We start from the raw sequence: 24,072 nt of genomic DNA, 5'->3' as shown, positions 1-24,072 counted from the left end.
ATCAAATCAACATCGTTCACTTCAAGCAAACTGGCCAAATCTGTCTATGACGCGGGTTGGTTTGAGATTAAGCGGCAGCTGGATTACAAATGCGCGAACGCAGGTTGCCACTATCTTGAAGTAAATGAAGCGTACACCACCCAAACCTGCTCGTGTTGCGGCTCTCGCCAAGACAGTCCGAAAGGTAGAGAAGGTCTTGGTATAAGAGTATGGTTTTGTCGTTCTTGTCAAACGACCCATCAACGAGACGTTAATGGAGCAAAGAACATTCTCGCGGTCGGGCTTGGCCGTCTTTAGTAGGAATCTCCGTCCTTTTATGGCGGGGAGGAAGTCAATAAATGTAAGTCGTTGCAACACAAGGTAGTTTTTTATGTCAATTATGCGAACTTCTAAAATAACCACTGGCCTGAGCGCGATAGCTATGGCGTCTGTGCTATCGATGGCTGCTATGAGCACGCAAGCGGCAGGCTTAAACGAGCTGTTTGGCAATAACAGCGTGAGCAAAGCAAAGTTTTTGCCAGTGGATGAGGCCTTCGATGTCTTGACTAGCACCAAAGCGACGAGTAAAGGCACGCGCCTATCGATTACGTTTGACATCACGCCGGGTCATTATGTCTATAAAAACCAGCTAAAGGTACGTTTTCCTAAAGGCATCAGCGCGACGCCTTTTACCTACAGTCGACAGCCGGTGACTATCGATGACCCTACTTTTGGTCAAGTGCCGGTGTTTAAACAAAGAACGGTGGTTGCGACCACAACTTTAGCAACCAAAAACGGTAAAGGCGCTAAAAACGCCCCGATTCTTATCGATTGGCAAGGCTGTGCTACCGCAGGACTATGCTACCCACCAGAAAAAGTAAAAACTAAAATCAATATTCCGGCGACTCGTTAATAGCCCTTATCAGCACCCTTTATCAATACCCTGTCAGTGCAACACTAGTAATAAAAAGGTAGTCCTCTATGTCTAGCAAGACGGTAATAAATTATCCGACGCTGAAGAAAAAAGCACGCTCAAGAGCCGCTTATCTATTGGCATTAGGATTATCTAGTAGCTCGTTGCTAGCGGGCGTAGCAGCGACAGGACTGATGGCATCTTCCACCGCGTCTGCGGCAGGATTGAGCGATTTATTTGGTAATAGCCGTGAGGCGTCCCCTAAGTTCTTACCGGTGGACGAGGCTTTTCAGGTCACTAGTACCACAAAAGCCTTGGCTGACGGTACGCGGCTAGCGATCAACTTTGATATTACCCCAGAGCATTATGTCTATAAAGATCAGCTCAAGCTTGACTTGCCAGCTGGAGTAACTGCCAGCCCCTTGACGTTCAACCAAAAGCCGGTCTCTATCGATGATCCGACTTATGGGCAAGTGCCAGTATTTGATCAGGCCAATATGATCGCTAGCACCACGCTGACAAGTACTAACGGCATAAGCGACGGCGAGGTGACAATTAGCTGGCAAGGCTGCGCCAAAGCGGGTCTATGCTATCCACCAGAGAAGATAAAAACTACGGTATCTATCAATAGTAGTAAAGGTAGTAACGCTGATACGGCTACAACAGTAGTCGCTGGCAATACTGCTAGTAGTAATAATGCAACCACTGACGCCCAATCAGTCTCGACGTCTGCGGTAGCGACTGACGAAGCTATCGACTATGACGATTTAGACAGCGACGCTATCGATTATGATACTTTAGATAGCGATATGACAGCGACTAGCTCGATCTCTGGCGCCGATAGCAGTATTGATGGTGCAGAGGGTGTAAGCCTCATAGACGAAAGCACGACAACCAGTACGGCGACTAATAGTAGTAGCCTAGTCAGCGGTTTAGATAACGATGATCCGTTTGGTCTCGCCACCCATCCTTGGCTAGCTTTATTGTTATTATTTATAGCAGGGTTAGGGCTAGCGCTGACGCCTTGTGTATTACCGATGCTGCCTATCGTTGCCAATATTGTCGCGCGTCAAGAGAATCCAACCGTCAAAAAGGGCGTTATCTTAACGATGAGCTATGCGATAGGGGTAGCGATCGCTTATGGCATATTAGGCGCAGTGATTGCAGTATTTGGTGAGTCGCTCGGCATTATTGGTTGGCTACAAAACCCTATTATCTTGATTAGCTTTGCGATTGTGTTTGTACTACTGGCGCTGTATATGCTTGGCGTCTTTAGCATTCGTCTGCCACGCGCCCTCAGCTCTAAGATGCAAGGCCTCAGCCAAGCCGGCGACAGTAAGCTTGGTAGTACAGGCGGTAGCTTAGTCGCTGGTTTTTTATCGGCGTTAGTCGTATCGCCTTGTGTGTCTGCGCCACTGTTTGGCGCGCTACTGGCGGTCTCGACTATTGGCAGTCCGCTATTGGGTTTCGCCGCATTATTTATGCTCGGGTTTGGTCTCTCCGCACCGCTAATCTTGATTGGTGCGACGCAAGGCAAGATTATGCCTAAAGCTGGCGTGTGGATGAACTGGGTCAAGCAAGGCTTTGCGCTGTTACTATTCGCCGTGGCACTGTTACTAATTGAGCGGGTGTTTATCTCGCCGGTGATGTTACTGGTTTGGGCGCTATGGTTTATGGTGGTAGCGACTTGGGCGTGGAGCTGGGTCGGTAGGGCGCGTATGCTGACGCAAGCGCTAGGTCTAGTCGTCGGTATTTGGTCAGCGATGCTCATCATTGGCGCGGCTTTAGGTAATGATGACAGCTTGCATCCGCTAGCGTCATTGACTGCAGCACCGATGATGACGTCATCAGCAAACCAGACTAGTAGTCAGGCGGCAGGAGCCAATAAGGCGACAGATGAGCACATCACTACGCTCGCAGAGCTCGATGCGATCACGGCGAAAAGCCCGAAAGTCATCGTCGATGTCACTGCCGAGTGGTGCGTCGAGTGCCGTATTATGGATAAGAACTTATTTCATAATCGCCCTGCGCAGATGCAGGACTGGCAATTGGTTAGACTCGATATCACTGAGACTACGGCAGACTCAAAAGCTATCTTAGCGCGCTATCAGCTGTTTGGGCCGCCCTCACTGTTGTATTATATCGACGGAGAGCTGGTCAACAAGCAAGTTGGTGAAATCGGTCGCCAAGAGTTCGAGCAGACTTTAACAGCTTTGAATAATTGATATTAATTTTAATAAGGTATTCATTAGCGCGATACTCAGCTTTATAAGTTGGCTATCGCGCTTTTTTGTGACTGGAAGCGATTAACGTTGTTAAGTCTTTTTTCATTTAACCCTGCCAATATTAAGTAGGGATAACGCTAGTATAATGCGCATAATTTTATTACAATAACGCAACAATATTTGATAGTCGATGCTGCCGCGTTATTTTACCTAGATAAAGTAGTAGCGGTAGCTTTTAAGAACATTCAATGACTTGTCTCTTATATAGCTGACTATCACCGCTATAGTCGATTCAATTTAAAATGCATGATGGGTTACTGAGATAAATCTTGCGCCGCGTCGAAAATAAACCGCACGCTAGAAGGGTTTATACCAGTAGTACGCCAAAACTCTCAAACCTTTTTATTTTGAACTGAGTATAGTCTCTAATTATTTGTGCTGTTGACAGCAGATAATATGCCGGCATCTCTGCCCATTATGACCAAGGACTACTATGTTTGCTCAGGTTATCACCCGATATCAGGCTCAGCGTCAGCCGACTTTGAACGTTGCACTAAAGACGCCTCTGAACGTGGCTATAGGTGTCGCTTTAAGTTGCATCGCTCTGCAAGCACAAGCCGCTACAGAAGCGCCTATCTACAACGAGATACCAGTAGCCGGTGCCAATGTAGAGTACTTAAGTGAGGGCTCGTCGCAAGGTATGAATGAGCGGATGACAAATCCTGATGGCTCTATTGATCGCAGCCAGCTGCCTAGCGATGCTTTTATCGCTCAGCAAGCGCAGCTGTTCCTTGAATGTACCCAAGTGCAGACTAGCGCGGCGCGTTTGGCCTGTTTCGATAAAGTAGCGGAGCAGGGTAAAACACCTACCTATACCATGAGCAAGCAGCCGGTAGATCTAGCCAAAACCTTTAGAACGACTATCTCTGGTAACCCGCAGGTGATACTCGCGCAAGACGACTTAGACGAGGCTGACGACACTTTAGACGCGGAACAAGCGCAGACTACAGCAAGCTTGAACACCGTGGGACTGACACAAAGAGAAGCGAAAGTGTTAGAAGAGGTGGGAGTCACCCAAGAGCAGATAGAAAAATACTCTCCGCTAAGCTTGGCGTATGATCTAGACCAAAACAGTGAGCGCGGTACATGGACAGTGAGACCCTACCGACCGAACTATGTGCTCCCTTTGTTCTATACTGCTGATCCAAATCTAAATCCCAACTCTCCTTCTCAAGAGGGAGACGAGTTTACGTCTAACCAGATACGTAATACTGAGCTGAAGTTTCAGCTATCGCTAAAAACCAAAGTCGGCGAAGATTTATTCGATACCAATGCCGACTTATGGTTCGGTTATACCCAACAGGCGCATTGGCAAGTTTATAATGAAGACAATTCACGGCCTTTTCGCGCCACTGACTATCAGCCAGAGATCTTTTTGACGCAGCCGGTTACCGCTGATTTGCCTTTTGGTGGTCGTTTGCGGATGCTCGGCGCAGGAGCGATGCACCATTCCAATGGGCGCTCTGATCCTATTTCACGCTCTTGGAACCGTATCTATCTGATGGCGGGTGCGGAGTGGGGCAAATTGTCGGTAGTACCGCGTATCTGGACTCGGGTCAATAACGAGAATGAGAGTAGCGAAGACAATGAAGATATCGAAGACTTTATGGGCTATGGCGATATCAAGTTCTTATATGACTTGCCAGATCAACAAAGTCTGAGTGGTACGTTGCGCTATAATCCTAGCACTAATAAAGGGGCGGCGCAGCTTGACTACTTCTATCCTTTATCTGAAAACGTTAATGGTTACGTGCAGCTATTCCATGGGTATGGTGAATCCATCATTGACTATAATTACGAAAATACGGCTATCGGTTTCGGTATTGTCCTCAATGACTTTAAAGGGTTTTAGGCTATAGGTCAGCTTAGTCGTTATGCGCCGCCTGGCGCCTTATCAGTTGGGGTTATGGCTGGCAGAGTATGTCAATATACGCTGCCAGTTATGCGGCTGCTATCGTAAAGCGCCCTATACTGACCCTGCAGATTCTAATCATGCAGACCTATCGGCCAAACGCTCCTCTAGTCAGTTTTCAACTGCTCATAAAAGCCTGCTTTGTAGTCGCTGTCAGCGCAGTATCGCTTGGCTACCGGCGCCTTTTTATGTTGATATTGCAGCATCCGTCACCTTACCAATTCAAGCCGCTAGCTACTACGATTATCCGCTGCGCCAAGCCATTCGCGCCTTTAAGCATAGCGAGGATATGACCCGGCTACCTTTACTCGTACATATGCTGCGGCAATTGCCCAGGCCGAAAGGCTGTCATGCGGGTAATAGCGTCATTCTGCCGATGCCCACTACCGATAATCGACTGCTCAAACGTGGCTTCGACCCAGTCACTATCCTCTCTATTTACCTCTCCAAGCACTGGCAAATCCCCTTATGGCATGGAGTAGAGCGTCAGGATAATACTGTCAGTCAGCAAGGACTAAGCCGTAGCGAACGCCTAACCAATCTAAATGATGCTTTTGTATTGACCGAAATCCCGCCTGTCAAACGTCTGCTGTTATTCGATGATGTCGCGACCACAGGCGCAAGCTTGCAGGCGTTAGCGCGCGCTATCATTCCAACTCAACCTTATCTAACCTCTCCAGAAGCCACTGGAATGACTAATAAGGATATAAGTCATAGCTCTAATAGCGACAGCCAGCCTGCTGATGTTAAGACGACTAAGTATCATATTTCAGCTTACGCTCTTGCACATGGTAATCAAAATCAGAAATAGTACCTTTCATCTTCTAAAAGCTACCGTTTATTTATGGTATAACTAGAGTCTTTACGTCTTTAGTGTTATTTTTGTATATAATAAAGATGAATTGTTTTTGTATTATATAAAGTTGTAAAGTTATTGAACTATAGGTCATGACTACTAATAGCCTATACATCATTCTGAGTTTTCAGACTCAGGGAGATGGAACAAATATTGCATATTTAGAATATATAACTGCGTACATAAGTGAGTTAAAATTACAGTAGTAAGCGGATGAATCTTAGCTAACTACAGACTTTAAGAATTTAGGATTGGGATGTGAACGCCGCTATACCTAACTCGTCATATAAGTGTCAAGCGAAAAGCGTTTCAGGGTTTACCCTGATTGAGCTAATGGTGACTATTGCGGTATTGGCTATCATCGTTAGTATTGCTGCACCCAATGTGAGTACGCAACTGGCCAATCAGCGGGTGAAGGCGACGGCAGCTACCCTTGAGAATGCGTTAAAAGAAGCTAAGGCTGAAAGCGTTATTCGGCGGCAGAATATCGAAGTTATACATGATAGCACTGCCAACACGATTACCTTGGAAAACGTTAGTGATAAGGTGTTATCGACTTATAATATTAACATCGAGAGCACGGTAACTATTACTCCTAATACGGCGACTTCAGTGACCTTTCAACCTAATAAAGCGACATTTAATGGTGCTCAAGTCGTCTATACGGTCTGTGATAGCAATACCAAAGCAACCCCTCGGCAAGTTGAAGTTAGCGCTATCGCAAATGTCAGCAATAAGCTAGGAGGAACGTGCTCATGAGACAGCTAGTGAGTCAGCGTGGCGTAGGCTTAGTAGAGGTATTAGTTGCTCTACTGCTATTAGCGGTAGCGGTACTAGGTTTTTCCGCTATGCAAATGACTGCTGTCAAAGCGACTGATGAGAGCCTCATGCGCACACGAGCGCTGACTATCATGAGAGGCGGTGCTGAGGCTATGCGTGCTAATTCAACGGGTATAAGTGCTTTTAAAGCTGCGGTAAATGGCGATACGGACTCTATAACTATAGATGGCGCTACTATCACCAAGGACAGTTGTATATTAAATACAGCTGGAGCACCTGCCGTTACTGATAGCTGTACTATCGATCAGCTAGCGACACGTGATGGCTTATTGATGAAATTGTATGCAGATGATAATGATATCAATGTAGGGTTAATGCCTGATGGCTGTCCTGGCACTTCAGGTAACCAAGAGCGCCAATGCTTTGTAGCCAGTTGGGGTGATACTACTGTCGCCTTAAGCGATAGCGATGCCAATGCCTGTGCCAATGAAAATGGTACTTATAAAAATGGCGCAGAGTGCTTTATTATGGAGGCTTACTGATGCCCAACCCCGATAAATATAATCACGATAATACTCATCAAGCTGGTTTTACGCTAATAGAGCTGATGATCTCATTAGTACTAGGTTTGCTGATCTCAGCTGCTGTTATGCAAGTATATCTGATCAATGTCAAAACTAGCAGTGTGCAAGCGAGTGGCAGTGAACTACAAGATGCTAGTATTTTTGGGCTACAACAATTAGAAAAAAAAGTTCGCTTAGCCAATTTAGGTAATCCTGCGACTAGAATTGATAATACGACGGCGAAGGGCGGCATAGTATTAACAGGCGCTAATTTAGGCGTCGCTTTACCTTATGCCGATACAGGTTATTTGACAAGGCGTGCAGGCGATAGCGCTAGCGGTACCAATGGTTGGACTGGTGCCTCAAATACAACTGTTGCTAGCGACCAATTAACCATTCAATATACTAATATAACGGGCAGCCCATTTAGCGATTGTGAAGGGTCAACCGTTGAGATAAACGAGACTGCTGTCGAGCGCTATTTTTTGCGTCCTGTCACTAACGATACGAGTAGTGGCACTATCAAAAATCTAGTGTTAGCCTGTGATTCAGGACGGATCAATACTACGTCAGGCGAGATAATTGCTTTTGGTGGCTCAGATGCGCGCAATTTTGGTCAAGCGGGTCAAGAGTTTATTATCAATGTTGATCAATTTAAAGTGTTATTAGGTACTCAGTCTGATTCTAGCAATAATGCAGGTCAAATGATGTACTTACCTAGCAGTTCATATTTAGCAATAGCGGATGATAAACCTGCTATAACAGCTATTAAGATGGGATTAATCGTTCACGGCAGTACGCCTGTATTGGGAAGTGAAGATCAAACTTCTTTTACGCTACTAGGCCAGAGTAACGTCCTAAAAAATGATACTTCCCGTAGTAAGCAAGTGCGAACCACTTACGAGACAACTACGCTCCTGCGTAATGCTCGTGTCGTCAATGTAAAGACTGGCTTATAACATTTGGTAGGGAGAATAAGAGTGACTGCAAAGCACTATTCATCAAGTTCGACCACAAAAGATATCAAAATGACTCTTAGATATCGAAGCCGCGAGCGCGGAGCAACGCTAATAGTGGTGCTATTGTTCTTGGTTTTGATTATGCTAGCGGGTGCTATAGCGGTGAGACAAAGCAGTACCGATCTAAAAATTGCTACAAGCGATCAGATCAATACCGTACTACTACAGTCCGCAGATAGTGCCAATCAAAAGCTTGAGATGATGCTTAATGGGAGTGCGACGACTACTGAATATAAAGACGTTACCAGTGCTGCCGGGGTGTTCGGTCACTTTTTATTAAACCCTGAAAACGCCACTAATGAGTTTATTTATTGTTTTAACCCGCGTACCAAAAAGTATCTGGCATCGAATGCGACTATCAAGGTCAAAGGCCCAGCAGGAAATTCAGGCGGCTATTGGAACAGCTTAGACAATGGCGTATGCGATTACAACAGCGCAGATGGTTATACTAGCGCTAGGCAAACGGTCGTTACTCAGATGAGCGTCACGGTCACACCTCCCGACCCCAATGCTGAAAGATTTGGTCATGTCGTTATAGGTAAAGAGATTGAAGATAGAACCAGTAAAAAGTTTAAATTCGATATCAGAGCAACCTCAGCACTACCTTCATATAGTGAGCCAAAAGCTAACGGTGATAACTGCTTTGCACAGACCAGTGTCAAAGCCAACGCAGCTGCTAATAAGTCCTTGAATGACTGTATGAAAGCTGCAAGCACACCTAGCAAGATGATATATGAGCAAGCGGATGTCGAAAACGTCTCTGCTTCTACAAAATGTATTCCATTTGGCAGAGGCTCATTAAATACAGAATGCGTACTCAAAGCTACGCCATAAGCAGTTGACTCATTATATAAAAGGATAGAGGTCATGAAGCGACTTAAGAATGTATCGCCAGTTAGCGGCACCGTTGCGTTACCTTTGAAGTATTTAGTCGTTGTCATGGGCGCTATGATGTCGCTACCAGTAGCGCAAGCAGATGTAGCAGGTAAAAAGATCGGCGACTTGGAGATCTATAAAGCCGCTGAGGGCGGCAAGACTACCATCACTATGATGCTCGATACCTCAGGTAGTATGGGGATTGATCAAGTTGATTATGCCTGTGATTTGCCTTCGAATATCAGTTTTAATAGAAATATGGTTGGTTCTGAGAATTCTGAGACGACGCCATCTTATACGAGAAGGTATTGTGAAATATCGGGTGAAAAGCGATATTTCTTTGCAAACTACTCAGGTATTTTTGGTAACAAGTGGTATCTCTGTGAAAGCAACAATGGCCTAGGTGTCACAAATAGAAACTCATGTGACAAAGAAATTAGCAAACCATCAATTAATGGTTCTTATCTAACTGAGAAAGGTGGTCTTTTTAACACATATACTTATTATTATAAGGATATCGGTGGTGGAAAGTACTACGACCGCCTAACGCGCCTGAAAGATGCTATCTTCACCTTAATGAAAAATACGCAACAACTCAATTCAGAAAAAGTAGCCATAGGTATTGGTCAGTACTCTACACAAAGTAATAGTAATAATAATTATAATGGTGCCGATAGTAGCACTGGTAAAATATTAGTACCTGCAAGACTGCTCGATCAGACGCAGCGCGATGCAATCAAGGAAGCTGTAGCACCCTTGAAAGGTGAACTAGGCACTCCAACGGCTAATGCTTATGCTGAAGTCGGTGCTTATATGTTAGGTACTAATACCTCGGATTCTTCTTATAGTGGTTATGATGATTCTATTAAATCCTCTAAAGACAGTAATAGCTATATAAGTCCCTTATCATCACCCTCATCTTGTGATGGACGTGGTATCTACTTTTTAACAGACGGCGCCCCTAACAGCTCTCCTAATCCTAACTATTTAATGGGACTAGCTTTAGGTAGTTCTCTGAGTGTAACAGCGTCTAACAGTCTACCGAGTGGCAGTTCATCTAACAATAGCATGCCACAAGTAGGCGCGTTCGCTAAAGCGCTACGCGATCCTACTCAGAACCCATTAGGAACTGATAGAGAAATCTATACCGCAGTAGTTGGGTTCGGTTCAGATTTTAATGTTGATAGAGAGGAAGATGCCGAAAAAGATCCAGAAGATCGAGTCATTCGCAATCTTCCCTATACCAATCCCAAAACAGGCGTCACTGCCAATCGTGATTTTTATAACTGTGAAAACATTGATGATAAAGATGCCAGAAACGCCTGTAACTGGGGTGAAAAAGCTCATGAAGAACTACCAGGGGTTGGTGGCTTTGGTGAAGGTGGATTTTATTCAGCGCAGTCCACCGAAGATATCATCAAAAGTATCACCAACTTTGTCAGTGACCTAAACCAAACCTTACCGTCTACGCCATCGGGTACGATTATTATCCCAGACGATCCTTATCGCGCGGATAGTCAGCTCGCCGTCGCCTATTATCCCACTATTCAGCCCAAAGTCGCGGATAATGCCGTGATTTGGGAAGGCAACATGAAAAAGTATATCTTAAATGAGGGTACACTCTATGGTAAAAGTAATACTAAGCTTTTCAAAAATATAGCAGGCGAGTTAAACCCAGCCGCACAAGATTTTTGGTCCGACAAAAATTACCCTGGAGCCAATGATAAGGTCGAATCTGGTGGCTTTTATTCACAACTAACGACACCCGCCACTGGCGTAGCTTCTGTCAGAAATTTATATGTAGAGGACTGGACTAGTGCGACTAATAAAAAGCCAGTCCTAAAAAAAGTAAGTATTAGTGGTGAAGGTAAAGTGTTAATAAACAATGCTGCTTTAACCAACACTTCTTTCAATGACACCGCTACTTATAACGAAACGACGCTAAGAAGACTACTGAGCTTTCTAGGCTTTGATAACTTACCGTCTGGCGCCGTAAAAAACATGACGCTCACTAGTGCCAATGTCACTCAGCCGATCAAAGTAGTAGGCGCATCTATTCACTCAACGCCAGCTGCAGTCTCTTATTCTGCTACCTTAGATGATGATGGTAAAGTCACTGCCACTCGTGATGATTATGTGCTCTTTGGCTCAACCGAAGGTGGCCTACATCTTGTCAATGCTGACGATGCTAGAGCTGGCGGTAATGGGGGCGAAGAGAAGTTCGTGATTATCCCAAGAGAGATGTTAGCCAATCCAGAGAAATCAGCGGCACTAGTCAAAGGCGCGACTAAGACGGATATCGGCGCACCAAACTTCGGTATCGATGCGCCTTGGCTAGTTAGTGCCGATTATAAGTATGACTTTGAGGCTCGCCGCGTCAACATTGACACGACAGATAATAAAGGCATCTATGCTTATGGTGGTCTACGTATGGGCGGTGAAGCTTTTTATGGCCTAGATCTTGAAAGTAACGAAAGCCCTAGTATGATGTTTGCGATTACGCCTGCAACCTCAGGCTTTAGCCGTATGGGGCAGATTTGGTCTAAACCTACCAAAGCTAAGATAAAAACCAGTACTGCTGCCAGCGATAAAGGTACAGATGTGCTGATATTCGGCGGCGGTTATGACATGTGCTACGAGTACGAAGGCTTTCAAGTGGGCGTGACTGATAGTGAATTGGGTAATTGCTCGGGCAAGAGAGATACTGATATCAAAGGCAATGCCGTCTACATCATCAATGCCATCACAGGTGATCTCATTTGGTCAGCTTCTAGCGATTCAAGTGCAACTAAGACAGTCGATACTATGAAAAACAGTATTGTCGCTGGGGTGACAACTCTAGATCGTGATAACGATGGCTTTATGGATCATATTTACTTCGCAGATTTGGGCGGTCAAGTATTCCGCGCTGATTTTACCAATGCTGGTTTTCTCAAGCCTACGGCTTCTGCCACAGCTACAGCGTCGCCTGAGACCTCTTTTACTAATACTCGAGTGACTCGCGTACTACAACCTGCTTATACTGGCACTAATACTAAGTATAATCACCGGTTTTATGAGCGTCCAGTTGTTAGCTTTTACCGTAATCCTATTAGTAGTCGGTTATTTGCTTTGGTCAATGTAATCTCAGGAGATCGCAGCTCGCCGCTATCAAAAATACGCAATCCTGATAAATCCGATAGACTCTATGGCATCATGGATACCGATGTGACTAAAGCGGACAATATCTTTTATGCTAGTAACTTTACCAATACAAATAATGCTAACGGTCAAAAGGTAGTTAATCTAACGGCCAACACCTCAGAAAGTAGTCACTTAGCGGAACTACCGACTGCTATCGGTACTCAGGGTAGCTACACTTTAGCGCAAAAGAACGATGCTATCTCAACGCTACAGGGTACATCAAAGAATGGCTGGTATATTCCGCTGACCCGTTTTGACGGTTATGGTAACGTCCGCTATAGCAAAGGCGTCGGCAAATCCGAGGTTATCGATAGCTTCTTATACACCACAGTCTATAATCCAGATATGAATTATGGCTCAGTAGACTCCTGCTCAGCTAAGATTACCGGTGGTTCAGAGAGGCAGTTATACTGTCTACCTTATGGTATCTGTACTGATGATGCGTCTAAAAATGGCTTGGGCGGATTTGTGAGAGCGGGCAAAGGTATTCAGGAGCTGACTTTAGGGCCGCGTAGCTCAACATTATCTAACCAGCGTTTGCTTATAGGCACTAGGACTTTGACTGAACGCGCTAATGATAGAGTCAACTTCGGTACTGATAATGATAAAGGCCTCTTTAATGCTCTCACTAAGCCTGAAGGCTTGAATCAGTCGCTAAACAATAATGATCGTATTCCAGGTAGCGGCACGGCTCCTGACTTTATATTCAATGATCGTTTTATCTTACAGCCTAGAACTTGGTATGAAGTAGACTGATAGGGTAGCCTTATGAGTACAAAAGCATTAAGACGGCAGACAGGCTTTACCCTTATTGAGCTGATGGTTATAGTCTCTATCATCGCGATTTTGGCTGCGATAGCTATTCCGTCGTATAGGCAGTATGTCGTCCGCAACTCCGAGATGCAAGCGCAGGCACGTATGCAGCAGCTGGAGATTGAGCTGAATCGCTGGCGTGCTACGGCTTTGACTTATAAAGGGTTTCAACCCAAACAGATCGCTAATGATGGTACGGTCAGTCATGGCTATGATGATGCGCCTACTAATCAGACTGTTTATATCCCGGCGGGGAGTAGCAGTAGCAATTATAAGTATAGAATCACTCTAGTCGATGGCAGTACGGATAGTACGCTTGCGCCCGCTAGTAACGGTACATTCTCTACTGCAGGTAACTCGTGGCGCATGCTAGCTGAGCCCAATAGCGACCTTGCGGACTATAACGCCAGTCTGTTTATGCTCACTAGTACAGGGGTTAGGTGTGAGAGTATCGATCGAGATGTGGATTATGAATCTACTGATTGCGGTACCAATCAGCAAGATTGGTAATCAATAAACGGTCTATTAGTTAGGAAATGATAGAAAAGTGATAAGAATACAAGTCAATTGAACTGGGTTTAAAAATAACTATGATGTCTAAACATGCTCATGGCTTTACTCTGATAGAGCTGATGATCGTCGTCGCTATCATTGGCATACTGGCCGCTATCGCTTATCCCAGCTATCAAGGCTATGTAGAGAGAACCAACCGCGCCGATATGATGAGCGAGCTACACAATATCGCCACCGAGATTCAGAGCCGTAAGTTAGCACAAGGCAGCTATAGCACCATTAGTACGGCGGTGATGAGTGACTTCAATAATAAGAGCTATCCGGCACAAGGCACAGCTCTCTATACGGTGACGGTGACACCAAACCCCTTAACCGCCAATTGGACAATTACCGCGACTCCAATAACAGGGAGTAGAATGGCAGGCGATGGTAATATTACCCTCAATCATCAAGGGCTAAAGTGTCGAGATACTAGCTGTGGTACAGGCAACGAATGGCAGTAATTGACAATTTTTGTATAGCTCAAATATTTAGTGACAATAAACGTCAACCGCTGCTATTTTTCTCTATAAAAATTACTATGTTGACAATTATTAGTAGGTTGACAGTAACATTATGTTAACGATACACTAACAAGCGGTAGAAATTTTGTCATAAACGGTAAAAAATAGGGGTAAAACCCGTAATTTCCTATTACGTCCGTTATTTTTTAGTTTTGGCATATTATGTGCAACTAATACTATGAGGCGTAATAGCCAATTTTTAATCTGTAAATTAAAGATAGGTCGTACTATAACCGACTGTCTCTATACCACCCTAAGGAGTTCTTATGAACACTGCTCAAAAAGGTTTTACCTTAATCGAACTAATGATCGTTGTTGCTATTATCGGTATCTTGGCTGCGATTGCCGTTCCAGCTTATCAGAATTATACTTCGAAAGCTCGTTTGGCAGAAACGAGAGTAGCTGTAGCCTCTGTAAAAAACGCAGTTGATATATGTTTTCAAACAGAAGATGCAGCATTAGCAAGTTGTGATACTTATGCAGAGATAGGGACTACAAAAACCGAAGCGGAAAATGGTGCAACTGTCTCTACTGTGGTTTTAGATGAAGTTGATGCGGGTGAAATTGTGATCACAGGTACTAATGTAGATAGCAAAACTTATGTTCTTACAGGAACAAAAAATGGGGGCACTATCGCATGGGCAGAGAGTGGTGATTATATCTAATAAATTAAACTAACTTATACTCAGTACTATGTTAGTCCTTTAAACTAAACACGATCAATATAAAACCAAGCAAAAGTTTGTTTTATATTGATCGTTCTTTATGTGACTACGAATAATTAATTTCGATAGGTGTCTTGGTACAAGATGTGCAGTAACTAGGTAAACCTTAACTATATTTGATATCTATATGTGTTCAAATCACTGTAATAAACAATCTGGCTTTACACTAGTAGAAATCATGATTGTCATTGCTATCTTCGGAATGTTAGCAGTAATTGCAACCCGTAGTTATACTATGTATATTGTTGAAGCTTACAACCATGCCTGTCTGTCAGAAGTAAAAAGCTATAGCAATAACGTTTTTTATATTCTTAATGATCAAGATGATAGCAATAATCCAATTGCACCCACTTTACAATCTTGCCAATCAATCACAGATACAACAGACTGGACGCTAGCTACTCAGCAGAAAGTAATAGCGATAGTTAAATCTCCTTCCAACGCTCGTATCGAGTGCGATATCCCTAATGGCTCGCCTTGTCGGATAATGCCTTAATTAAATTCTTTCTATTAAACCAAACAACCACTTCCCAAACACGCCCAACCCCAATAGTGTAAAATCACCACACCCCAATTACAATAACGACTCATTTTATGCAAAAAAAGGTGTTAGGGATTTGCCTCGCGATTGCGCTACTCGAGGGCTTTGCCGGTCTCGGTATCGAGATTTATGCCATTCGTATCTCCGCGACTTATATCGGCTCCTCCATCTCGATTACGGGCGTCATCCTCGCGATGGTACTGATCGCCATTGCCGTGGGTTACTGGTATGGCGGACGGCTCTCGCAAGATATTCACACCCCAAGGCAGGCGCTACTTAAAGCCGGTTATGTGCTCTCGCTTTCTGCTATCTCTCACGCGATCGCTTGTATTATCCAACTGCCACTGCTTGCAGCGATGACTGCTAGTATCGACAGTCCGATTATTGCCGCTATCGGTGTCGGTTTATTGTTTGGCGTCGGGCTGGCGTTTGGCTCAACCGCTATTCCGCTCATTACCCAGTTTTTATCGCTTAAATATGAGAACGCTGATGATAATAACAATGTCGATGCCGGTAAAAATGCTGGCATGATGGTCGCGATTACCACTGTCGGTAGTGTGCTGGGTTCGACACTGACGCCGATATTATTATTGCCTTATATCGGTCTTATGAGTAGCCTCGCGTTATTTATTGCCGCTTTAGCGATTAGCGCTTATTTATGTACCCGCTTAGCGATACAAGTACAAAATGACGAACCCTTGAGTCTATCGACGCATCGCATGAATTATAGTCTTGCACTAGCAGCGGTTGCGGTGACTTTTATTTTTATTGTCCTCAATAAAGTCGATACGGGCTATCAAACCGCCACCAATGCTTGGTTTATCAAACAGACCGTCATCGACGATCAACTAGCCGTTACCATCACTGATAAACCCGGCCAGACTACCAGTAGCTGCTGGATATATCTATCTAAACAGAACTGCCACTGGTACGGCAAGATTACCGTTGAAGCGATTGAACAAATCGAGCCAAAGAGCTTAGTATTCCTCGGCGGCGCAGGGATGGGTACGCCCAGCGAAGTGGCGCATCATAATCCGGATATGGCGCTGACAGTCATCGATATTGACAAAGGTCTGCCGGATATCGTAGAAGCGCACTTTCTAAAAGCGCCGATAGCGGAGAATATTACGTTTATCGGTGATGATGCGCGTGGCTATTTAACGCGTCATCGCGATGCTAGCTATGACTTTATGCTGATAGATGCTTTTCAAGGGCGACATGTCGCTGGGAATTTATATACGCTTGAAGCGTTGACACAGTTTAAGAATAATAGCAGCTATATCATGGCCAATATGATCGGCAAGGCCAATGCAGAGCACGGCTATAGCCAGACGCTATTTAACAACTGGCATGAGGTGTTTGGCGATGACGCTTATATCCTCACCAAGACCACACCAAATAAGCGTAACCGCGATGAGATACAAAATATCATGCTTTGTAATTTTGAATGTCCGGGTAGCGTGAGGCTTGCGCAAGTGAATTTCTTTAATCGTACGCAGCCGCTGCATACCGATGATGTGCCAAGATTGGATCGTTATTATTATCGGGCGATGTAAGTACTATTTATTCCATAAAATATTTATGCCATAAAAAAGGCCGTAGCGAAAGCCACAGCCTAATTCTCATCAAAATGCTTTATGTATAAGCAATCACTGTTAACAATCCAGTTACCTTTCTAGATATTGAATCTTACCCTCAACACCGTCCCACTTTTCCGCATCGGGTAGGGGATCTTTCATCTCGGTAATATTTGGCCACTTCTGTGCCAGCTCGGCATTAAGCTCGAAGAAGATCCGTTGATCTTTGGGCACTTCATCATCTGCATATATTGCGTTGACAGGACATTCGGGCACACACAATGCGCAGTCGATACACTCATCAGGGTCGATGGCTAAGAAGTTCGACCCTTCATAAAAGCAGTCCACCGGGCAGACTTCCACGCAGTCCGTGTATTTGCAAAGGATGCAGTTATCGGTCACGACAAAGGTCATAGCGGGCTACCTGTTAGTGAGTTGCCTACTTCTCCAGATACTGAATCTTACCTTCGACGCCGTCCCACTTTTCTGCTTCTGGCAGTGGCGGTTTCATCTCAGTAATATTTGGCCATTTTTGTGCCAGCTCCGCATTGAGCTCGATAAAGACCTCTTGCCCTTTCGGCACTTCGTCTTCTGAGAAGATAGCATTGGCTGGACATTCAGGCTCACAGAGGGCGCAGTCGATACACTCATCAGGGTCGATGACTAAGAAGTTTGGCCCCTCATAAAAGCAATCCACCGGACAGACTTCCACACAGTCAGTGTGCTTACAAAGAATACAATTATCTGCAACGACAAAGGTCATAGCGGGCTACCTGTTATTGGTTCGACTGACTGCCAATGGGCTAAAAGCAAATCAGACTAAAAGAATGATATAAAATAAAGCGTATTTTAGCGCTTTTGGACACTTTTCACAATTCCCTTTCACGACCAATGAGTTGTTTGAGGATGTAGAGCCTATCATGCGCTTGCTTGGGAGTTAAGCTGTCCGGATCAATGTTATTGAGCTCGTCTTGTATCGCAAACCATTGATTTTGTTGAGTATCATATAATGGGTTGCTAGCGGTTACTAAATGGGTCGCATCAGCTTTATTGTCATTATGATTATAATACTGCGAACGTTCATCCGTTACGGAATGAGTTAAGTCGATTTTGTCATCAGCGCTATTACTATCGTCATGGGTTGTTTTATGATTCATCAGATTATCGATCAGATAGCGTTTGGCATCGGCCAATACAGCACTAGGAATACCGGCCATTTTTGCCACGTGTAGCCCAAAGCTAGAGCTGGCAGCGCCATCGACGATTTTATGTAAGAGTAACAGCTGTCCATCGACTTCGCTGGCGGCGACATGGACATTACGAATGGCCTTATTCTGCTGCGCCAATTGCGTCAGCTCAAAGTAATGGGTGGCAAATAGCGTCAAGCAGCCGATATCAAGTAGTTTATTGACGCAAGCATGGGCGATTGCCAGACCATCGGTGGTGGCTGTACCGCGTCCGACTTCATCCATCAGTACTAGCGACTTATTGGTCGCTTGGTTTAAGATATTGGCCGTCTCTATCATCTCCACCATAAAGGTTGATTTACCGCCGGCGAGATCGTCCGCCGAGCCGATACGGGTAAAGATGCGATCGATATCGCCGATATGAGCACTCTGGGCCGGAACGAAACTGCCACAGTGCGCGAGCATAACGATTAAGGCAGTCTGGCGCATATAAGTGGATTTGCCGCCCATATTAGGTCCGGTGATCAGTAGTAAACGCTCAGGATGTTCGCTTGCGTCCAACTGACAGTCATTAGCCACAAATTGACTAGACGCCTGGCTGTGATGGTTCGCCTTACTCAATACTGCCTCGACCACCACATGACGCCCGGCTTTTATATCGATATGCGCGTTGTCATCGGTCATCACTGGACGCTGCCAGTCATAAGTTATTGCCAAATCAGCCCAGTTGGCGAGCACATCGAGCTGCGCTACGGCGGCGCTCAGTTGCTGCAGCTCAGTCAGATGTCCACTCAGCTCGCTAAGCAGCTGCTGATAGAGCTGCTTTTCACGCGCTAGCGCTAAAGTTTGCGCGCTTAGATATTCAGTTTCTAGCTCTTTTAGCTCTTCGGTGATAAAGCGCTCGGCGTTTTTGAGAGTTTGCCTACGAATAAAGTGCGTGGGCGCGTGCTGAGCTTGCATCTTTGGCAGCTCAAAATAAAAGCCGCTGACTTTATTGAAGCCGACTTTTAAGCTCGGGAGGCTATACTGCTGCCGCGCGCTATCTGCCATTGTATCGAGGGTAGCTTGGATATTATCATGCAGATGCGTTAGCCGATCGAAGTCAGCATCGAAGCCGGTGGCGAGCATACCGCCATCACGAGTATGCGCAGGCGGCTCCGCAACGATAGCGCGCTCAATACGCTCCGCGACTTGCTGCACAGCAGGTAAATAATTGGGCAGCTGCTGCATTAGCATCGGTAATAAGCCTGCTTGCTCAGCATCGATACCAGCATCGGTCAATAACTGTGCTAGCTGAGCACTTTGCGCGATACTATCGGTTAACCTGCGCAAGTCACGCGGTTTGGCGCTCATCAGGCCGATACGGCTACTGATACGCTCGATATCGCCAATGGTGTTTAGCGTATCGCGCAGCTCACTCACTAAGGCAGAATGGTTTGAGTGTGAAGTGGTGTGGTTGGCTGACAATAGCGCGCTTATCGCCTGCAAACGCAAATTGATACGCGTACGCTGACGTAGTGGCCGCTTCATCTGCTGCACCAGTAAGCGCTTACCCATCGGCGTTTGGCACTGATTGAGCACGGAGATTAAAGAAGTGCCGTTACTACTCACCGGGGTGAACAGCTCAAGGTTTTGCTGACTGCCGGCATCGATGATGAGATAGTCGTCGCTGTGCTCAATGATGAGCTGATTGACCTGCGGTATTTGCCGTTGCTGGGTTTGCCGCGCGTAGTGAATGAGCGCCGCACAGCTGGTTTGCGCTAGCAGCGCTTGACTGATACCTAAGCCATCAAGGCGCTGCACTTGAAACTGCTCACAGAGGGTAGCGGCCGCATGATCCGGGTGAAAATCAGTAGCCGCGACCTCGATAATAGGACAGGCTAGCTGGCCGCGCAGCCAAGCGAGCCACTGCTCATCGCTTAACTCACTGACAATTGCTTCGCTAGGCGCAAAACGCGCGAGTACAGTAAGCATTTGTGTTTGTAGCTGGGCGCGAGCCTCAGCAGGTTCCGCCGAGTCCGCGACCGTTAGCGTCTGTGTGGTTAGCGTACCGGCCGCTAAGTCGAGCTGACTGATAGCGGCTTGTAGCGGTTGTTTCGTGCGCTTAGTCGTTGCCGGTTTTACTAAATCCGCCTGAATATCGATGGCGACGACCGTTGGCGTAGATCCGGCGCTAATGAGCGCATCATCGGTGATCGTGCCAGCAGTCAAGGTCTTGACCACTTCGCGGCGCATGATGCCATTATTCGGTGTGGTGCTAGCATTCTTTTTTTGTTTATCGGCGAGCACGGGCGCATTATGACTGGACGATTCATCGATCTGCTCGCAAACCACCACCGTCTCGCCCGCTGCAATCAGCCGTGCCATATAGCTATCGGCGGCGTGAAAAGGCACGCCCGCCATCGCGATGCTATTGCCGGCTTTATCGTTACCCCTGCGAGTTAAAGTAATATCTAATATCTGCGCGGCGCGTTTGGCATCGTCAAAGAACAGCTCATAAAAATCGCCCATCCGGTACAACAATAAAGCGTTTGGATAACTGGCTTTCATGGTCAGATATTGCACCATCATCGGCGTATGGTGCGCCAAGTCGAAGACGGTATCACCAATGGTTAATAGGGTATCGGAGTTAGCAGTAGGATCGACGGGCTTAACAGGCATGCAAAATCTCTTATAAGGCTTTTTTAGCGATAGTTAAGGGGATAAAGCCTCAACGCTAAAGCGAAAAATAAGCCCTATTTTAACACGAGAGCGGGCGCTTAATGACAGCGAATATCTAGTCGTTGCCCCTTGTATCCATCAGCAGCATAACCATATATAATGACGACACACTTAATTGGGTGATAATAAAACGTCAGGCTAAATGTGGGTCTGCGCGCTTTAATTATCGAATATTTCCATAGGTTAAAAAATTATGTTATCAAAGATTGTAGGCAGTGTGGTTGGCACCAAAAATGACCGTGAGCTCAAGCGTATGCGCAAAGTGGTCACTAAGATTAATGCCCATGAGGCTGGCGTGCAAGCCCTGTCTGATGAGCAATTACAGCAAAAGACGGCGGAGTTTAAGGATAGGCATAAAAAAGGCGAAAGCCTTGATGCGCTATTGCCAGAAGCGTTTGCCGTCTGCCGCGAAGCCTCACTGCGTATCACTGGTATGCGTCATTATGACGTCCAGCTGATCGGTGGTATTACCTTGCATGAAGGTAAAATCGCTGAGATGAAAACCGGTGAAGGTAAGACTTTGATGGCAACCCTCGCTATGTACCTAAACGCCATCAGTGATAAAGGCGTACACTTAGTCACCGTTAACGACTATCTAGCCGCGCGTGATGCTGACTTAAATCGGCCGTTATTTAACTTTTTAGGTCTAAAGGTTGGTGTTATTTACTCGCAGCAGCCCGCACAAGAAAAGGTTAACGCTTACCAAGCGGATATCACTTATGGTACCAACAACGAATACGGCTTTGATTACCTGCGCGATAATATGGTCTTTAGCCTCGCAGAAAAAAAACAGCGTCCGCTGAATTTTTGTATCATTGATGAGATTGACTCTATCTTGATTGATGAAGCGCGCACGCCACTGATTATCTCAGGGCAAGCGGAAGATTCATCACGTATGTATGCGCTGATTAATACCATTATTCCGCTACTGATACGCTCAAAAGATGAAGAAGCCAACAAAGAGAACGAAGACGAAGACTTCTGGATCGATGAGAAAAACCGCCAGATTGAAATCAGCGAAAAAGGCTATGAGAAGATTGAGCGCTTCTTGGTCAAAGTCGGCGAGCTTGGCGAAAACGAGAGCCTCTATAGCCCAAGCCGTTTGCCGCTACTCGCACACGTACAAGCCGCTATTCGCGCCCATCATGTCTTTGTCAAAAACGTCCATTATATCGTTGATGAGGGCGAAGTGGTCATCGTCGATGAAAACACGGGTCGGACGATGCCGGGCCGCCGCTGGTCAGAGGGTCTGCACCAAGCAGTTGAGGCCAAAGAAGGCGTCGAGATTCAGGCAGAGAACCAGACGCTGGCGACGACGACTTTCCAGAACTTCTTCCGTCTGTATGACAAGCTATCTGGTATGACCGGTACCGCGGACACCGAAGCAGCAGAATTTAAATCCACTTATGATCTAGATGTTATTGTCATCCCAACGCACAAGCCGATCGCTCGGGTCGATATGGATGATCAGATCTATCTGACTAAATTGGGCAAATATCAAGGCATCATCCGCGAGATTAAAGAGATTCAGGCTAAAGGCGCTCCCGTGCTCGTCGGTACAGCGACTATTGAAGCGAGCGAGGAGTTGTCGTATTTGCTCGATCAAGAAGGCGTCAAGCATAATGTCCTAAACGCCAAGCAGCACGAGCGCGAAGCCGATATCATTGCGCAGGCGGGTAGCCCAAAATCGGTCACCATCGCTACTAACATGGCGGGGCGTGGTACCGATATTATCCTAGGCGGTAACTGGGAGTCGTTTATCGAAGATCCCGAATCAGTATCGCCGGAGGAGATGCGACGCCTCAAAGAGAAGTGGCAAGAAAAACATGATCAAGTCGTCGCGGCTGGTGGTCTGCATATTATTGGCTCTGAGCGTCACGAATCACGCCGTATCGATAACCAGCTGCGCGGCCGTGCCGGTCGTCAGGGCGATCCAGGTATGTCACGCTTCTTTTTATCCTTAGAAGACGATCTGATGCGTATCTTCGCTGGCGACCGCGTGGTCAATATGATGAAGGCGATGGGCCTCAAAGAAGACGAAGCTATCGAGCATAAGATGGTCTCAAAATCTATCGAGAACGCACAAGGTAAAGTAGAAAGCCGCGATTTTGATGCCCGTAAAAACCTACTCAAGTACGATGATGTCGCCAATGAGCAGCGTAAAGTCATTTATGGTCAGCGCGATGATTTGCTCGCGGATATGGACCTGTTAGAAGCTATCGAAGCCATGCATCACGATGTCTATAACGCGATGATCAACCAATTTATACCGCCAGGTTCTATCGATGATCAGTGGAATATCGATGGACTAGAAGATGAGCTAGAGGACGAGTTCAAACTCTATATGCCAGTCAATGATTGGCTAGATGAAGATCGTCGTCTCGATGAAGAAGGCCTACGTGCCAAGATTATTGAGACAGCGTTAGATCATTATCATGGTCGCCGTGAGCAAATGGGCGAAAAGGATGCGGCACAGCTTGAACGTCACTTTATGCTCCAAAGCTTAGATAAACACTGGAAAGAGCACTTGACGCAAATGGATCAGCTGCGAAAAGGGATTCATCTGCGCGGTTATGCGCAGAAAAACCCTGAGCAAGAGTATAAGCGCGAATCATTTGAGCTGTTCCAAATGATGCTTGGCGCTATCAAGTCGGAAACGGTACAAGACTTATCACGCGTGCACATTCCGACTAAAGAAGAGATCGAAGCGTTAGAGGCGCAGCAACGCGCGGATGCCGAACGTATGCAAATGCAGTTTGAGCATAAAGATGCAAGTGGCCTTGCTGGTAATGAGCAACAAGCCGCCGCCCGTAATCCCAATGCTAATCAAAGCCAAGCTCAACGCCAAGCTCAAAATCAAACACAGAGCGCACGCGCGAATCTAGCTGGTGCTGCAGTGGCAGGCGCTGCTAATGGCGCAGAGGGTAATCCTTATGCCAATATGAACGTTAGCCGTAACGCGCCTTGTCCTTGTGGCTCTGGTCTTAAGTATAAGCAGTGTCATGGCAAAATCTAAGCAGTTTAATGCTTAAATCGTTTATTGCTGTTGTCAACCCTCATCTACTA

19 protein-coding genes are annotated in these 24,072 nt (G+C 45.9%); 16 read left to right on the top strand and 3 right to left on the bottom strand.

Annotated features, from left to right (window positions below; translation table 11 throughout):
• From ACS8FD_RS08450 to ACS8FD_RS08380, 15 genes are all read left to right on the top strand, one after another.
• Window positions 1-297, top strand: a 297-nt coding sequence (locus tag ACS8FD_RS08450) for an RNA-guided endonuclease InsQ/TnpB family protein (RefSeq protein WP_439275398.1), incomplete at its 5' end; no start/stop codon positions are given.
• Window positions 298-370: 73 nt separating this feature from the next.
• Window positions 371-892 carry a protein-disulfide reductase DsbD N-terminal domain-containing protein gene (locus ACS8FD_RS08445; RefSeq protein ID WP_439275397.1) on the top strand — a complete coding sequence of 174 codons (522 nt, stop codon included), beginning with the start codon at window positions 371-373 and terminating at the stop codon, window positions 890-892.
• A gap of 68 nt (window positions 893-960) precedes the next feature.
• Complete coding sequence (locus ACS8FD_RS08440) at window positions 961-3,117, top strand: cytochrome c biogenesis protein CcdA (RefSeq protein WP_439275396.1); 2,157 nt, start codon at window positions 961-963, stop codon at window positions 3,115-3,117.
• Window positions 3,118-3,610: 493 nt separating this feature from the next.
• Window positions 3,611-5,029, top strand: a complete 1,419-nt coding sequence (locus tag ACS8FD_RS08435) for a phospholipase A (protein ID WP_439275395.1) — start codon at window positions 3,611-3,613, stop codon at window positions 5,027-5,029.
• A 22-nt stretch (window positions 5,030-5,051) separates the two neighbouring features.
• Window positions 5,052-5,900, top strand: coding sequence for a ComF family protein (locus tag ACS8FD_RS08430; RefSeq protein ID WP_439275394.1), 849 nt, complete (start codon window positions 5,052-5,054; stop codon window positions 5,898-5,900).
• A gap of 303 nt (window positions 5,901-6,203) precedes the next feature.
• Window positions 6,204-6,704: a pilus assembly FimT family protein gene (locus ACS8FD_RS08425; RefSeq protein ID WP_439275393.1), complete on the top strand. Its 501-nt coding sequence runs from the start codon at window positions 6,204-6,206 to the stop codon at window positions 6,702-6,704.
• The gene (gene pilV / locus ACS8FD_RS08420; protein WP_439275392.1) at window positions 6,701-7,267 is read left to right on the top strand and encodes a type IV pilus modification protein PilV; all 567 of its coding nucleotides are present in this window, start codon (window positions 6,701-6,703) and stop codon (window positions 7,265-7,267) included. Before ACS8FD_RS08425 ends, pilV begins: the two co-directional genes overlap by 4 nt.
• Window positions 7,267-8,247 carry a PilW family protein gene (locus ACS8FD_RS08415; protein WP_439275391.1) on the top strand — a complete coding sequence of 327 codons (981 nt, stop codon included), beginning with the start codon at window positions 7,267-7,269 and terminating at the stop codon, window positions 8,245-8,247. Before pilV ends, ACS8FD_RS08415 begins: the two co-directional genes overlap by 1 nt.
• A 21-nt stretch (window positions 8,248-8,268) precedes the next feature.
• A complete protein-coding gene (locus ACS8FD_RS08410; protein ID WP_439275390.1) occupies window positions 8,269-9,141 on the top strand; it encodes a PilX N-terminal domain-containing pilus assembly protein in 873 nt (290 codons plus the stop codon).
• A gap of 33 nt (window positions 9,142-9,174) precedes the next feature.
• Window positions 9,175-13,122 (top strand): pilus assembly protein, encoded by a 3,948-nt coding sequence (locus ACS8FD_RS08405; RefSeq protein ID WP_439275389.1) that lies wholly within the window; start codon window positions 9,175-9,177, stop codon window positions 13,120-13,122.
• 12 nt (window positions 13,123-13,134) lie between these two features.
• Window positions 13,135-13,689, top strand: coding sequence for a type IV pilin protein (locus ACS8FD_RS08400; protein ID WP_439275388.1), 555 nt, complete (start codon window positions 13,135-13,137; stop codon window positions 13,687-13,689).
• 80 nt (window positions 13,690-13,769) lie between these two features.
• On the top strand, window positions 13,770-14,195 hold the full coding sequence (locus tag ACS8FD_RS08395; protein ID WP_439275387.1) for a type IV pilin protein: 426 nt from the start codon (window positions 13,770-13,772) through the stop codon (window positions 14,193-14,195).
• Window positions 14,196-14,521: 326 nt separating this feature from the next.
• Window positions 14,522-14,920, top strand: coding sequence for a pilin (locus ACS8FD_RS08390; protein ID WP_439275386.1), 399 nt, complete (start codon window positions 14,522-14,524; stop codon window positions 14,918-14,920).
• A gap of 187 nt (window positions 14,921-15,107) precedes the next feature.
• A complete protein-coding gene (locus ACS8FD_RS08385) occupies window positions 15,108-15,476 on the top strand; it encodes a type IV pilin protein (protein WP_439275385.1) in 369 nt (122 codons plus the stop codon).
• A 98-nt stretch (window positions 15,477-15,574) separates the two neighbouring features.
• Window positions 15,575-17,077, top strand: a complete 1,503-nt coding sequence (locus ACS8FD_RS08380; RefSeq protein ID WP_439275384.1) for a fused MFS/spermidine synthase — start codon at window positions 15,575-15,577, stop codon at window positions 17,075-17,077.
• 111 nt (window positions 17,078-17,188) lie between these two features.
• Here ACS8FD_RS08380 and fdxA (ACS8FD_RS08375) read toward each other — a convergent pair whose 3' ends face one another.
• The 3 genes from fdxA (ACS8FD_RS08375) to mutS all read right to left on the bottom strand — a co-directional run bounded on the left by fdxA (ACS8FD_RS08375) (window position 17,189) and on the right by mutS (window position 20,946).
• Window positions 17,189-17,512, bottom strand: a complete 324-nt coding sequence (fdxA, locus tag ACS8FD_RS08375) for a ferredoxin FdxA (protein WP_439275383.1) — start codon at window positions 17,510-17,512, stop codon at window positions 17,189-17,191.
• Between the two features lie 25 nt (window positions 17,513-17,537).
• Window positions 17,538-17,861 carry a ferredoxin FdxA gene (fdxA, locus tag ACS8FD_RS08370; protein ID WP_439275382.1) on the bottom strand — a complete coding sequence of 108 codons (324 nt, stop codon included), beginning with the start codon at window positions 17,859-17,861 and terminating at the stop codon, window positions 17,538-17,540.
• A 106-nt stretch (window positions 17,862-17,967) separates the two neighbouring features.
• On the bottom strand, window positions 17,968-20,946 hold the full coding sequence (gene mutS, locus ACS8FD_RS08365) for a DNA mismatch repair protein MutS (protein WP_439275381.1): 2,979 nt from the start codon (window positions 20,944-20,946) through the stop codon (window positions 17,968-17,970).
• Window positions 20,947-21,199: 253 nt separating this feature from the next.
• Between mutS and secA the strand changes: the two genes are divergently transcribed.
• Window positions 21,200-24,022, top strand: coding sequence for a preprotein translocase subunit SecA (secA, locus tag ACS8FD_RS08360; RefSeq protein WP_439275380.1), 2,823 nt, complete (start codon window positions 21,200-21,202; stop codon window positions 24,020-24,022).
• The last annotated feature ends 50 nt before the right edge of the window (window positions 24,023-24,072 follow it).

The organism is Psychrobacter sp. 1U2, from assembly GCF_051847575.1.
This window is presented reverse-complemented; position numbering and strand designations above follow the sequence as displayed.